Annotated in this window: 11 protein-coding genes and 1 pseudogene; 8 read left to right on the forward strand and 4 right to left on the reverse strand. The window is 62.2% G+C overall.

The features are described from left to right. Positions 1 to 42: 42 nt before the first annotated feature. The 4 genes from ARUE_RS06520 (at position 43) to ARUE_RS06535 (ending at position 2,321) form a co-directional block, all read left to right on the forward strand. Positions 43 to 369 carry an ArsR/SmtB family transcription factor gene (locus tag ARUE_RS06520; protein WP_043471092.1) on the forward strand — a complete coding sequence of 109 codons (327 nt, stop codon included), beginning with the start codon at positions 43 to 45 and terminating at the stop codon, positions 367 to 369. Beyond that, a complete protein-coding gene (locus ARUE_RS06525; RefSeq protein WP_014921152.1) occupies positions 366 to 1,097 on the forward strand; it encodes a cation diffusion facilitator family transporter in 732 nt (243 codons plus the stop codon). Before ARUE_RS06520 ends, ARUE_RS06525 begins: the two co-directional genes overlap by 4 nt. Next, positions 1,094 to 1,762, forward strand: coding sequence for a DsbA family protein (locus ARUE_RS06530; protein ID WP_014921153.1), 669 nt, complete (start codon positions 1,094 to 1,096; stop codon positions 1,760 to 1,762). The genes ARUE_RS06525 and ARUE_RS06530 overlap by 4 nt, the downstream gene beginning before the upstream one ends. A gap of 127 nt (positions 1,763 to 1,889) precedes the next feature. Beyond that, positions 1,890 to 2,321: a LexA family protein gene (locus tag ARUE_RS06535; RefSeq protein WP_011774093.1), complete on the forward strand. Its 432-nt coding sequence runs from the start codon at positions 1,890 to 1,892 to the stop codon at positions 2,319 to 2,321. On the opposite strand, the gene ARUE_RS06540 is transcribed toward ARUE_RS06535, so the two are convergent. Beyond that, on the reverse strand, positions 2,318 to 3,328 hold the full coding sequence (locus tag ARUE_RS06540; RefSeq protein WP_014921154.1) for a LacI family DNA-binding transcriptional regulator: 1,011 nt from the start codon (positions 3,326 to 3,328) through the stop codon (positions 2,318 to 2,320). The genes ARUE_RS06535 and ARUE_RS06540 overlap by 4 nt on opposite strands. A 143-nt stretch (positions 3,329 to 3,471) precedes the next feature. On the opposite strand from ARUE_RS06540, the gene ARUE_RS06545 reads away from it, so the two are divergent. From ARUE_RS06545 to ARUE_RS06560, 4 genes and pseudogenes are all read left to right on the forward strand, one after another. Continuing rightward, the gene (locus ARUE_RS06545; protein ID WP_014921156.1) at positions 3,472 to 4,938 is read left to right on the forward strand and encodes a sugar porter family MFS transporter; all 1,467 of its coding nucleotides are present in this window, start codon (positions 3,472 to 3,474) and stop codon (positions 4,936 to 4,938) included. Between the two features lie 387 nt (positions 4,939 to 5,325). Then, positions 5,326 to 6,093 (forward strand): hypothetical protein, encoded by a 768-nt coding sequence (locus ARUE_RS06550; protein ID WP_043469948.1) that lies wholly within the window; start codon positions 5,326 to 5,328, stop codon positions 6,091 to 6,093. Between the two features lie 130 nt (positions 6,094 to 6,223). Beyond that, positions 6,224 to 6,616: pseudogene (locus tag ARUE_RS06555) on the forward strand (RNA polymerase sigma factor); the annotation flags it as partial. Between the two features lie 242 nt (positions 6,617 to 6,858). Further along, entirely contained in the window at positions 6,859 to 8,157 is a 1,299-nt protein-coding gene (locus ARUE_RS06560) for a Y-family DNA polymerase (RefSeq protein WP_014921160.1), read from the forward strand. 13 nt (positions 8,158 to 8,170) lie between these two features. Here the strand turns inward: ARUE_RS06560 and ARUE_RS06565 are convergent, their stop codons facing one another. Genes ARUE_RS06565 through nirB form a run of 3 tightly spaced genes read right to left on the reverse strand, consistent with a single transcriptional unit; the run spans position 8,171 to position 13,015 of the window. After that, complete coding sequence (locus ARUE_RS06565) at positions 8,171 to 9,328, reverse strand: uroporphyrinogen-III synthase (RefSeq protein WP_014921161.1); 1,158 nt, start codon at positions 9,326 to 9,328, stop codon at positions 8,171 to 8,173. Between the two features lie 12 nt (positions 9,329 to 9,340). Further along, complete coding sequence (cobA, locus tag ARUE_RS06570; RefSeq protein WP_014921162.1) at positions 9,341 to 10,375, reverse strand: uroporphyrinogen-III C-methyltransferase; 1,035 nt, start codon at positions 10,373 to 10,375, stop codon at positions 9,341 to 9,343. Between the two features lie 9 nt (positions 10,376 to 10,384). Beyond that, positions 10,385 to 13,015, reverse strand: coding sequence for a nitrite reductase large subunit NirB (gene nirB / locus ARUE_RS06575; RefSeq protein WP_014921163.1), 2,631 nt, complete (start codon positions 13,013 to 13,015; stop codon positions 10,385 to 10,387). Positions 13,016 to 13,222 lie beyond the last annotated feature (207 nt).

Raw genomic sequence — 13,222 nt, forward strand, 5'->3', positions numbered from 1 at the left:
TACAGAATTGCGTGAATACAGCGGTCAATGTACTTTTTTCGTATGGAGACACTCACTCAGGCGCCTGTGCTGGCCCGGTTTGGCTATGCGGTGTCGGATGCGACCCGCGCACGGATTCTTCTTGCCCTCTCTGACGCCTCGTCCTATCCCTCGGATCTGGCTGATTCGTTGGGGGTGTCGAGGCAGAGCATGTCCAATCATCTGACGTGCCTTCGCGGCTGTGGCTTAGTGGTGGCGGTTCCTGATGGGCGGCGGAGCCGGTATGAGCTGGCGGATGCCAGGCTTGGTCATGCGATCAAAGACCTGATCGGCGTGGTTCTGGCCGTGGACCCGGCTTGCTGTGCGCCGGATGGGGAGTGCTTCGCATGACGGTAGTGATGAACGCAGCGGTATCGGATCGCCGAACGGTCCTGAGCCGCAGGATCCGGCTGTTCGCTGCAGCGACCATCACTTACAACGTCATAGAGGCGGTCGCGGCGCTCTGGGCCGGAGGGGTCGCGGATTCCTCGGCGCTGATCGGCTTCGGACTGGACTCGGTCATTGAGGTGACCTCTGCTCTGGCGTTGTCTTGGCAGTTCTCTGCCGAGGATCCGGAGCGGCGTGAGCACCTGACGTTGCGGATCATAGCCGTCTCCTTCTTCGTCTTGGCTGCGTTCGTGACCGTGGACGCTGTCCGCTCACTCTTGGGGGCGGGGGAGGCTCAGCATTCAACGCCGGGCATCGTTATCGCTGCGTTGAGTTTGGCGATCATGCCGGTGCTGTCGTGGGCTCAGCGACGTGCCGGGCGTGAGCTCGGTTCCAGGACCGCCGTCGCCGATTCCAAGCAGACCTTGCTCTGCACGTACCTTTCCGCCGTTCTGCTGATCGGCTTGGTCCTGAACAGTACCCTGGGCTGGTGGTGGGCCGATGCCGGCGCGGCGCTGGTCATTGCCGGAATAGCCGTCCGCGAAGGTATCAACGCCTGGAAGGGCGAAGCTTGCTGCGCCATTCCGGACGCCGATCACGGCCATGCGAATTCCTGCTGCGCCGAGTGCGGATCGGATGCTGTGGCTGTCACTGTTGCCGCGGAGCTTGGAACAAAGCCGGCCGAACGATGAGCGCAGTCATTTCCGGTCGATGGGTCCGCATCGCGATCTGGATCCTCCTCGGCGCAATCGTTGGTGCGGGAGCGATCTGGTACGCAGTGCTCACCGCCAACAAGCCGGCTCCGGCTGCCCCACTTGCGGCCGCTGAAGCTCGGCTTGTCAGGGAGGACAGTCACCGGGTGACGAGCCCGGCCATGGAGAAAGCCCAGCTGGTGGAGTTCCTGGACTTCGAGTGTGAATCCTGCCTCGCCGCTGAGCCTCTGGTGGAGGAGTTGAAAAAGGAGTACGGGGACAGGATTACGTTCGTCCACCGCTATTTCCCGCTGCCCGGTCACCGAAACTCAGGCGCCGCTGCACTGGCCGCGGAGGCTGCTGCCCAGCAGGGTAGGTATCAGGAAATGGCAGCGAAACTCTTCGCGACACAAAGCGAATGGGGCGAAAAGCAGACCTCCCAGGCAGCGCAGTTCAGGACCTTCGCCCAAGAAATCGGCCTGGAGATGGATCAGTACGATGCCGCGGTGGCAGACCAGGCCAGCAAGGACCGGATCAGCCGGGACGTCGCCGACGGGAAAGCGCTCGGCGTGACTGGCACGCCTACGTTCTTCCTGAACGGAAAGAAGCTCACCCTGAATACCGAAGCCCAGTTCCGCCAGCTCCTCGACGACGCCGTGCGCTAAATGGCCGGAAAGGCCTAGGCAGCTGCCACGTCCTTTCCCTGAGCGCACCATGGTGGTCCGCTAGCCCAAATGTCCGCCCTTGGCTGTACACTCAATTATCGAACATATATTCGAATAAAGGTGTGTTGTGGGCGTGATAGTCGGCCCCCGCGTGATAGATGCGGGCTTCTCCCTAATGTCAGTACTGCTGGCGCCTATACCGGTGGCGGCGGGGTATCCGTCACCTGCGCAGGACTATTTTGATGGCCGCATCGATCTCAATGAGCACTTGATCAAGGATGTCACCAGCACTTTCGTGGTGAGGGTGACGGGTCAGTCCATGGAGGGCGCCGGGATCAGCGACGGCGACGAGTTGATCGTCAACCGGGCCCTCGAGCCCAAGGATGGGTCCGTCGTCGTGGCTGTCCTTGATGGCGAGCTGACCATCAAGAGGCTGCGCGTCACGCCGTCAGGTGTAATTCTGCAGGCGGACAATCCCAAGTATCCGGACATTCGCGTTCCGGCGTTGTCTGAGCTGACCATCTGGGGCGTCGCCACCACGTGCCTGCATCACATCTAGGTGACGCGCGCCGGTGGTGCTGTCGAGTTTCTCACCACCAGTTTCGGCGTGACTCGCCTGTCAGCGACGGGCGCCTCGGGATTGCTGAGGCGTTCCAGCGCGACGGTGCCCGCAATCTGTCCCAGCTCAGTAGCGTGAAGGTCGACGGAGGTGAGATCGATGCCGTGGAGTCCGGAGGTCCTCGAATTGTCGTAACCCACCAAGGAGAGCTCGGATGGCACCGAGAGGCCTTTGGCATACGCGGCCTCCCGGGCACCCAGGGCCAGCTGGTCGTTGTGGGTGAAGATTGCCGTTGGTCGCTCGGTCATGCTGAGCAGTTCGGTGGCCGCGCGCTGTCCGGCGTCCTGGGTGAAGTCCTCAGCCGCGAGCATAAGTGGCTTCAGCCCGGCGTCGCGCATGGTTTTCGCGTAGCTCTGCCTCCGGACCGTATGCCCGTCGTACACGGGCCCGGCCAAGTGGGCGATTCTCGTGTGACCCAGCCCGATGAGGTGTTCAGTGGCGGCGCGGGCGCCGGCAGCGTCGTCCGAATAGACGCTATCCACTCCCTCTACGGGGCGCGTCACGCTCACGAGCGGGACAATGTGGGCCAACTCCCGGACCCGCTCCTCGGAATCCAGCAGCGTGGCGGCGATGATGATGCCCACCCGTGCCTCAATCAGCGACTCCAGCGCGCCTTGATCCTCACCGTCAATGGACCGCGAGACGCTGAGAATGAGTCTGTTACGGTCTTGGGGCAGTGCCGTGCGGACACCACTGAGGATGTCCGCGTAGACCTCATTGCGGATGTCCATGAGATAAAGCCCGACGGCGGAGCGATGCTTGCGTGCGAGATCGGCGGCTACTGCGTTGGGCCGGTAGCCCAGACGCTTGGCGGCTTCGAAAATGGCCTGCTTGGTTTCGTCGCTGACGCCAGGCGCGCCGCGGAAGGCAAAGGACACGAGGGTTCGCGAAACGCCGACTTCCTTGGCGACGTCGCTTTGCGTGGCCGAACGATGGCGGTGGTCCATAACCATGTCCTCATCCTCCCATGGAGGAGAAACTGCAAAATTAAGTCATTTGTAAGTTTGACCTTACATTTAAGCCTTTCGCGCGTTAGTCTGTATTCAGAGCGGGTGGATATGACCCGCGCCACACTGACAAAGGAGTCCTGATGTCTGCTACGCAAACGCAGCGGGGAGGCGCCAACGGCGTTTCGCTCCCTCCGCTGACCAATGGCCCGCACCGAAAGCGCCTGGGGCTCGTCGCACTGGTAGCCACCTTCGGCGGTCTCCTCTTCGGCTACGACACGGGCGTTATCAATGGCGCACTACGGCCTATGACGGCCGATCTCGGCCTTACGCCGTTGACTGAAGGGATTGTCACCAGCTCGCTTTTGTTCGGAGCGGCTGCCGGTGCAGTCGGCGGCGGTCGGTTGTCTGACGGTTGGGGTCGCCGCAAGACGATCATCCTGCTGGCCGTGCTGTTCTTTACCGGAACCGTCGCCTGCGTTTTCGCGCCGAGCTTTGAAGTGATGGTGCTGGGGCGCGTCATTCTCGGCCTGGCCGTGGGCGGCGCCTCCACGGTGGTCCCCGTATTCCTCGCAGAGTTGGCACCGTACGAAATCCGAGGCTCCCTGGCCGGCCGGAATGAACTCATGATCGTCATCGGTCAGCTCGCGGCCTTCGTGGTCAACGCCATCATTGGCAACGTCTGGGGTGAGTTCGGGGGAGTGTGGCGCATCATGCTCGCCATCGCCGCACTGCCTGCCATCGCTTTGTTCTTCGGCATGCTGCGGATGCCCGAGTCGCCGCGTTGGCTCATCTCGAAGGGGCGCTGGGAAGAAGCCTTGGTGGTCCTGAAGACCATTCGCTCCGAGGAGCGGGCCGAGGCTGAAATGGCCGATGTAAAGCACCTCGCCGACGAAGAGCGGGCCTCTAAGGCCACGTCCTGGGGCGCGCTGAAGGACAAATGGATCCTGCGCATCATCCTGGTGGGCATTGGCCTGGGTGTTGCCCAGCAGCTGACGGGCATCAACTCGATCATGTACTACGGCCAGTCTGTGTTGGTTGAGGCAGGGTTCGACTCCAATGCTGCCCTCATCGCCAACATCGCACCAGGCGTGATCGCCGTAATTGGTGGCGTGATTGCGTTGACTCTCATGCAGCGCGTCAATCGTCGCACCACGCTGCTTTTGGGCTTCACGCTGACCACCGTGTGCCACTTCCTCATCGGCATCGCATCCATCGTCCTGCCGGTCGGCAATGCCGCACGCCCGTTCGTCATCTTGTTCCTGGTGGTCGCGTTTGTAGGATCCATGCAGACCTTCCTGAACATCGCCGTGTGGGTGATGTTGTCCGAGATCTTCCCGCTGCATGTTCGCGGTTTCGCCATCGGCCTATCGGTGTTCTGCCTCTGGATCGCCAACGCACTCCTGGGCCTCTTCTTCCCCACGCTGGTAGCCGGCGTCGGGATCACGGGAACGTTCTTCCTCTTTGGAATAGTTGGAATCCTGGCCCTCATTTTCATCTACACGCAGGTTCCCGAAACCCGCGGACGCACGCTGGAGGCACTCGAAGAAGATGTGACCACGGGCGCCATCTACTTGGTGCACAAAAAAGAATCGGCTGGAGTTTCCTAGCCTTTCCGCCCCGCAGCGTCCCGGCTTTTTCGTATCGCCGCATCCCGCCCGCCGGACTTTCCACAGTCCGGCGGGCGGGATGCTTTTGTCTGCTGCCAGCTATCCGGTTCTTTATCCGGATCCCTCTAGGCACTGCCTACGCCTCGGCTGAATGGGTCGTGAATGCGGGTCCCCAGTTCTTGGTCTATGTCTTCGAACCTCAGGACTGCACGCTTGCGGGCCAGACGGACCATCTTGTCCTTCGCTGCGGAGCTGAGACCATCCTGGTGCCGCCCCAAAGTGACTAACTGTGGTGTCCGTGACGGAAAATCTATGTTTCCGCTGCCACGTTTACTGGTGTGCCGGACATGAATTAGTGACAGACGTTATTGAAGGTTGTGGGGAATCGTGAACGAAGACCAACTTGATGAGGCACTCCGACGTGCGGATCCCGCAAGCCAATGGGCCATGGCACCGGAAACCACGGACGGCATCACTGGCCATCTGCGGGCCATGGAGTCCTCACGGAAGCCGTCTTCCAAAGGGCGGCGCCGGAGGTGGATAGCGTTTCTGCTTGCTGGAGTGACGTGCCTGGGTGGGGTTGGCGTCGCTGCGCCCGCTGTCGCGAACTTCATGGGGTTCCTTGCCGAAGACGTGGAGAACCCGCCGCCGGTTCCAACGGCTGCCAGTGAGGGGCCGGTGCGGAATGAGGCCATCCCACATTCGGAATGGATCAACCCGCTGGCTTCCGACTACGTGGAGTTCGCCAAAACAAAGTACGCATCCCTGCCGCTCCCGCCGAGGTATAACGAAGCAGGGCTGAAGGACGCTTCCGCACTCAAAGAGGCGGACATGTATCGGGCCAACGATCAGGGTGATGGCATCATTACGCAAGATATTGCCCCCACGGTCCGGTATGAACACATTGTCAGGTGCCTCTGGCAGAAGGAATGGCTGGATCAGCACGAGCAAGGCAACGTTCAGGGTCAGGCTGCAGCTGTGACGGTCCTTCGGCAATCGTTGGCGTGGCCGGCAACTGTCGCCACCGATGGCGGCGGTGTCGTGGAGCGCATGACCGTGACTGTTTCTGCGGCGGAGACAGGGAACGCTGAGCAGCTGGAGGAGGATCATTGGCGTCTCGGCTGCCAGGGAATGATCAAGGGGCTGGAGCAGTGACGCCCGCCAGGCTTGAATCCGTGACGACCTCTACCAACGCCGAGGAAGATTTTGAAGACAGCGCCCGTGCCCTGACTCCTGCCTTGATGGCGTATTCTTTCGCCGGGTCGATCCGACCGGGGACGCCACCGATTGCGTCTCCGAGACGCTCATCGTTCTTTGGCGTCAACGCGACCGGCTGCCGGTCAGCCTCGACGAGCAACGGGCCTGGAGCTTTGGTGTCGCAAAAGGCGTGCTGGCCAACTACAGACGCGGCAAGCTCCGCAGGGGCGCCCTGTCCGAGAAACTACGAGCCGGCTTGATTCACGACCCTGGACCTGGGCACCGACTCGAAGCCGAAGTGCACGAGGCCCTCGCCACCTTGCGCCCGAAGGACCGCGAACTGGTCATGCTGATCGTGTGGGATGGCTTCGGAGTGGCCGAGGCCGGCGCCCTGTTGGGATTGTCGGCAACGGCTGCCAGGACTCGCTACTCAAGAGCCCGGAAACACTTGAGAGCCAGCATGGCCAGTAACGGCAGCTAAATCCCTACTCAGAGAACGGCAGGTTCCTGACGTAGCTGGCTAATACGGCGTTGTTCCAACGAACTGCGGTCAGACGGTTGAGGAACACGGAAGACTCCATGAAATCCTCTGGATCCATTGGGCAGCGAAGTTTTTGTCGGGGCCAAAAGGTACAGTAGAAGTATTCGAATATATGTTCGAATGCACGGCGTGTCCTGCACTGAAACAGGAGCGCGCGTGCTATTGCCGATCAAGGGATGGAAATGTCCAAGCCAGCGCTCATGCACCGGATGCAGGAGATTGCCCACGTGGATATCAACTGCTTCTATGCCTCGGCGGAGCGGGCCTTTAACCCGGCGTTGGAGGGCAAACCGCTGATCGTCCTGTCCAACAACGACGGCTGCGCCGTGACAAGGTCGCCGGAGGCCAAAAAGCTGGGGATAGGACTTGGGGAGCCGTGGTTCAAGCTTGCTCCGCGCGCCAAGGAGTGGGGGCTCGTGGCACTCTCAAGCAACTACGAACTGTATGGAGACATCAGCTCGCGGGTCATGGAGCTTCTGGCCCGGTACTCGGCATGGCAGGAGGTGTACTCCATTGATGAGGCGTTCCTTGGAGTGAAGGGACAACCGGACGATCTGCTGGAGCTGGGACGGACTATCAAGGCCGCGTGCCAGCAGCACGTTGGGGTTCCCGTCTGCGTAGGAATCGCGCGCACCAAGACCCTGGCCAAGCTTGCCAACAAGTGGGCCAAGCACAATCCGGCCTTCAAGGGAGTGTGCCGTTGGGACTCCATCCCGGAAGTCCAACGCGAAGCACTCATGGCACGGCTTTCGGTAATCGAGATCTGGGGCGTGGCCACCAGGCTCACCAAACGCTTGAATGCGATGGGAATCTTCTCGATCCTGGACCTGGTCCGCGCCGACCCGGTGGCGTTGCGGGACAAGTTTTCCATCGTCATGATGCGGACCATTTTGGAACTGCAGGGCACGCCCTGCATCCCCATGGAGGAGGAACGGATAGGACGGGACCAGCTAATTTTCTCCCGTTCCTTCTCCACACCGATTACCACTGCAGCCGAGTTGCGGCAGGTGCTCAGCGTCTACGGCCAAATGGCCAGTGCCAGGCTGGCCAAACATGATCTTCAGGCCAAGCTGCTGACTGCCTTTGCCGCAACATCGGTCTATAACCCGAACGACAAATCATTCCCCACAGTCAACGTCAGGCTGCCAATGCCAACCTCGGATCCCGTGCTGCTGACCAAGGCCGCGCACGCACTGGTTCCAAAGATCCAGGAAGGCGTGAAGTACGCCAAAGCCGGGATCATGGTCACGGATCTCCGGCCAAGCGGCAACCAGAAACCGTTGGAGATCTTCGAGAACCGGCATGAGGAACGCGGGATCGGCACCTTGCTGGAGCAAGTCAGCAAGCGGTACGGCCGCGGTTCCATCGGTCTGGGTCATGCCGGAATCAAGGGCGGCCCGGACTGGTCCATGAAACGCGACATGCTCAGCCCCCGCTACACCACCAACTGGGACGAACTCCCCTTGGTGAAGGCGGCGTAGCGTGTCAGAGAATCTAAGCCCGCAGCCGGTAACCGCGCTTCACCACGGTTTCCACGAGCTTGCCGTCCGGAAGAGAGGACCGCAGCCTGCTCACTGTCATATCCAAGGCGTGCACCGAACCGCGCAGGTCCAACAGGTCAGAAAGAGCTTCCCGGGACAGGACAGCCCCACCCGCGCCGAGCAGCGCTCGCAGCAGCAGCAGGGGAGCCGGTGCGAGGTCCACCACCTCACCGTTGATACGCAAGCAGCGCCCACGCAACTCAATGGTGGCGCTCTTGGTCTCCAAACGCCGCACATGGTTGAGGGACAAATGTTCCGTCACCAGCCTGATGAGCGCGCCCATGCGGTAACGGTCGGGAATCAGTGGCGTCAGCCCGGCGTCGACCAGCGGCTGTGCAGTGACCGGCCCAACGGCCGCAACAGTCACCGGACCCTTGAGGGCCTCGATGAGCTGGCGGTAGAGGCCCATTTCGTGTGCAGTGCTCCACATCGCGTCCACGGCCGGGGCGCTGGTAAAGGTCAACACATCGAGGTTGCCGCTGACCACGGCTTCGATCAGGCGCGGCAGTTTGTCTTCGCCGTCGGGCTTCACCCAACGGTACGGAGTCACTGTAAGGACAGTGGCCCCGGACATGCGGAGCCGTTCCAGCTGGCGCACATCCGTGTATCCGTGCAGTTGCACGGCCACCGTCTTGCCGCGCACGCCTTCGGCCAGCAGCATGTCCACCAGCGTCGCGGTGGTTTCGTCACTGCTGATTCCGACGTCGGCAAGACCGGCCGCCCGCACGGCGCCGCGGGCTTTGGGCCCACGGACGAACATGCGGCAGGCGGACAGGGTTTCCAGGAGTTGCTCGCCGATGCCAAAGGAATCGGCGGCCTCACACCAGCGACGCATCCCGTAGGCCGTAGTGGCGATGCAGATATCAGGCTTGGCCGCGATGATGGTGCGCGTGTCCTCGATGAGGACCATGTCCTCCTGCACAGGGGCGATCTTCAAGGCGGGGGCGTGCAACACGCTCGCACCGCGGCGCTCCAGTGCCTCGATGAGGTCACGGGAACGGCGGTGCGAGGTGACGCCAATGCGGAATCCATCCAGCGGCGCTTCTACGGCTTCGGAAACTTCCGGTGCGGCAGTAGCGTCCTGGACTTCGATGGCACGTGCAACAGTCATGTGTTCTTACCTTCAGGCTTCAAGGAGCGAAGCCGCGAGTCGGCTCAGTTCAGCGGATGCTTCGGCATGATTCCGGTTGGCTTCAGCCACCCGGACCACCTCGCCGATGACCAACACGGCCGGGTTGCTGCAGCCGGTGGCTGCTGTTTCGATGGTACCCAGATCGGCGATGGTGGTGCGCTGTCCTGGGCGATATCCGCGTTCCACCACGGCCATGGGCATGTCCGAATTCATGCCCGCACGGCGCAGTCCGGCCGCCAGCTGAGGCAAGGTCCCGATGCCCATGAGGACCACGATCGTCCCACCAAGGCCGGCAAGGTGTGTGTGTTCCTTCTCCGTCAAAGGAGCGTGGCCGGAAACCACGGTGAACATGTGGCTCACCTCGCGGTGCGTCACCGGGATTCCGGCTGCGGCCGGAACAGAGATGGCACTGGTGACACCGGAGATGACTCTGACCGGGACCCCGGCAGCAACACAGGCAGCCACTTCTTCGCCACCGCGGCCGAACACGTACGGATCGCCGCCCTTGAGCCGGACAACATTCTTGCCCAGCAGCGCAGCTTCCACCATGAGCTTCTCGATGTCCCTCTGCGTCACCTTGTGGAGCCCGGGCTGCTTTCCAACGTCCACCAGTTCCGCAGACGTCAGCTCTGCCAACTCCTGATAGGGAGCCAGCCGATCATAAAACACCACGTCGGCATCGCGCAGGGCGTCCACGGCACCCACCGTGAGCAGATCCACGGCTCCCGGACCTCCACCCACAAGGGTCACATGGCCGTCGGCGCCAGGTGCAGGCTCAAACGCAACGGGAATCCCGGCGTCGCGGCAGCGTTCCACCAACGGCAGCCAGCCAACCTCGCCGTCGTCCACTACCGCCACCAGGAACGGGCGCTCGGGGAGCTGACCGTCGCCCGGTACACCTTCAGGGGTGCTGAGCCGGTAAACGTTGGCGCCGGAGCTCTGGTAGCGGCGCACCGCTTGGCGGGCGGACTTTTCAGATCCCGTGACAAGGACGTCACGGCCGGTGAGATCAATGGTGAGCTGCATGGTGGACCCCTAGTTTTCTGCGCCGACGGTTTCGCTGCGGACCGGGATAGTGGAAGCGATGAGCACGCCGCCCTTTTCCTCGTTGGTGGCCGGACGGATCTGGCCGCGCTCCGGAACGAAGGAGATGGACTCGTCCTTCTGGTTGGGGGCGTTGACGAAGGAACGGAAACGGCGGAGGCGCTCCGGGTCCTTCAGGGTCTCGGCCCACTCGTCCTCATAGGTATCGATGTGCTTGGCCATGGCGGCTTCAAGCTCTTCGGCGATGCCCAAGGAGTCGTTGACCACTACTTCTTCCACGTGCTTGATGCCGCCGTCGAGCTCTTCCTGCCAGCGCGCGGTGCGCTGGAGGCGGTCAGCGGTACGGATGTAGTACATGAGGTAGCGGTCGATGTACTTCAGCAGGGTTTCGTCGTCCAGGTCCTTTGCGAGCAGTTGGGCGTGCGCCGGGGTGGCACCGCCGTTACCGCCGACGTAAAGGTTCCAACCATCAGCCGTGGCAATCACGCCGACGTCCTTACCGCGGGCCTCGGCACACTCACGGGCGCAACCGGAAACACCCATCTTCAGCTTGTGCGGGCTGCGGAGGCCGCGGTAACGCAGCTCCAAGGCGATGGCCATGGCCACCGAATCCTGCACACCAAATCGGCACCAAGTAGAACCAACGCAGGATTTCACCGTGCGAAGGCTCTTACCGTAAGCCTGCCCGGACTCGAAGCCGGCGTCCACCAGTTCCTTCCAAATGTCCGGGAGCTGCTCAAGCCGGGCACCGAACATGTCGATACGCTGGCCGCCGGTGATCTTGGTGTAGAGGTTGTACTTCTCAGCGACGGCTGCGATGACGCCCAGGCCCTTCGGCGTGATCTCACCACCGGCGATGCGGGGGACCACCGAGTAGGTGCCGTCCTTCTGCATGTTCGCCAAAGCACGGTCGTTAGTGTCCTGCAGGGAGCCGCGGCCGGCATCCAGCACATAAGCGGAGTGCTGGCTGGCCAGGATAGAGGCGATGGTGGGCTTGCAGATATCGCAACCCGCGCCCGTGCCGTACTTGGCCATAATGTCCTCGAAGGACGTGAGCTCCAGGACGCGGATGGCGTCGAAGAGTTCCTGGCGGGAGAGACTGATGTGCTCGCACAGTGCCTTGGAAACCTCAATGCCAGACTTCTTCAGTTCGCCTTCAAGGAGCTTTTTGAGCATGGGAACGCACGAACCACACTGGGTGCCGGCCCGGGTGCAGCCCTTCAGCTCGCCGAGTTCCTGCACGGGGGAGTTGCCCTCGCAGGCACCGCAGCCGTTGATGGTGTCGCGAATGGTTCCGGCGGCCACGTTGTTGCAGGAGCACAGGATGGCATCGTCCGGAAGCTCGGTCTCCGGAGCCTCACCACCACCGGCAGCGCTCAGGTATGCGCCGGGCTCGGCGGACAGCTCGCGGCCCAGGAGCGGGCGGAGGCTCATGTACGGGGACGCGTCGCCCACGAAGATGCCGCCCAGGAGAGTCTTCGCATCATCGGTGGTGACAATCTTCTGGTAAACGCCACGAGCGGGGTCGGCGTACACGATTTCCAGGGAGTGCTCGGTCCGGGCAAACGCGTCGCCGAAGCTGGCCACGTCAACGCCGGACAACTTGAGCTTGGTGGCCGTATCAAAGCCGGGGAACGTTGCTTCGCCGCCGTGCAGGCGGTCGGCCACGATCTCAGCCATGGTGTTGGCAGGAGCCACGAGACCCAGGCACATGCCCTCGAAGTTGGCCACTTCACCGATGGCCCAAATGCCGTCCACTTCGGTGGCACAGAAATCGTTGATGACAACGCCGCCTCGCTGGCCAAGGCTGAAGAGCTGCTCTTCGCCCTCCGCCGCACGGAAGAGGTCGTCGCGGGGCTTGACGCCGATAGCCACGATCACGAGATCCGCGTCAATGGTGCGGCCGTCGGCCATCAAAACACCGGTGACGTTGCCGTCGTCGTCCGTTACTACCTCGGAGGGGAACACGCCTCCGTGCACTTCGAAGCCCTTGGCTTCAATCAGGCGGCCGAGCGCCTGGCCCGCGCCCTCATCCAGTTGGGTGTTCATCAGCCACGGTGCGCCGTTGATGACGATCGGTGTGGCGCCCAACTGCTCGGTACCGGCAGCGGACTCAAGTCCGAGCAAACCGCCACCAATGGTGACCGCGTTGACCTTGCGGCCGAGCTTTTCGCGCAGCTCGGCGATGGCCTTGTTAATGGCCCAGACGTCCTCGAGCGTGCGGTAAACGTGGGTGTGTTCGGAACCCGGGATGGGGAGTCGGGCCGCGTCGGAACCGGAAGCCACCACCAGGTGGTCGTATTCGTACTTGTTGCCGGCGGCGGTGAGGACGCTCTTGGCAACGGAGTCGATCTTCACGGCCCGCTCGCCGGTGACCAAAGTCAGGGCTTCGTGGTCCCACATGGACGCATCGCCCAAGGTGAGGTCCACGTCGGTTTCCGTGAGGGCCTTGCTCAGCGCAACGCGGTCGTAGGGGAGGTGGGCCTCTTCGGTGAGCACCGTAACCTGCCAACCTTCAAGTCCGCGATTGACCATGGCATCGGCGAAACGGTGGGCAGCGGGGCCGCCGCCGACGACGACGATGCGGCGCGGGTTCTCTGTACTTGAAGTGTGTCCGGTCACTGGTGGGCCTTTCGCAGATGTTGCAGACGGATCTCCGCAACTTGTGCTTCCAGCCTAGGGACGGGCAGTTTCGCTTCAGTTTCCCTTATGTTTCGTGATCTTAACTTCTGCATCACGAACGCATTTCGCGAGGTGTGAGGTCTCTTTTACGCATTGGACACAAACCCGGACAACCGATGAAACACCCGGGTCCTAGCTTGGAGTAGT

This window comes from Arthrobacter sp. Rue61a (assembly GCF_000294695.2).
Lineage (GTDB): Bacteria > Actinomycetota > Actinomycetes > Actinomycetales > Micrococcaceae > Arthrobacter > Arthrobacter aurescens_A.

Excerpts from the sequence above, each read along its gene's own strand:
- cobA (WP_014921162.1), bottom strand. The coding sequence starts at position 10,375 with ATGCAGCTCACCATTGATCTCACCGGCCGTGACGTCCTTGTCACGGGA.
- ARUE_RS06565 (WP_014921161.1), bottom strand. The coding sequence starts at position 9,328 with ATGACTGTTGCACGTGCCATCGAAGTCCAGGACGCTACTGCCGCACCG.
- ARUE_RS06525 (WP_014921152.1), top strand. The coding sequence starts at position 366 with ATGACGGTAGTGATGAACGCAGCGGTATCGGATCGCCGAACGGTCCTG.
- ARUE_RS06545 (WP_014921156.1), top strand. The coding sequence starts at position 3,472 with ATGTCTGCTACGCAAACGCAGCGGGGAGGCGCCAACGGCGTTTCGCTC.
- ARUE_RS06560 (WP_014921160.1), top strand. The coding sequence starts at position 6,859 with ATGTCCAAGCCAGCGCTCATGCACCGGATGCAGGAGATTGCCCACGTG.
- ARUE_RS06540 (WP_014921154.1), bottom strand. The coding sequence starts at position 3,328 with ATGGACCACCGCCATCGTTCGGCCACGCAAAGCGACGTCGCCAAGGAA.
- ARUE_RS06520 (WP_043471092.1), top strand. The coding sequence starts at position 43 with ATGGAGACACTCACTCAGGCGCCTGTGCTGGCCCGGTTTGGCTATGCG.
- ARUE_RS06530 (WP_014921153.1), top strand. The coding sequence starts at position 1,094 with ATGAGCGCAGTCATTTCCGGTCGATGGGTCCGCATCGCGATCTGGATC.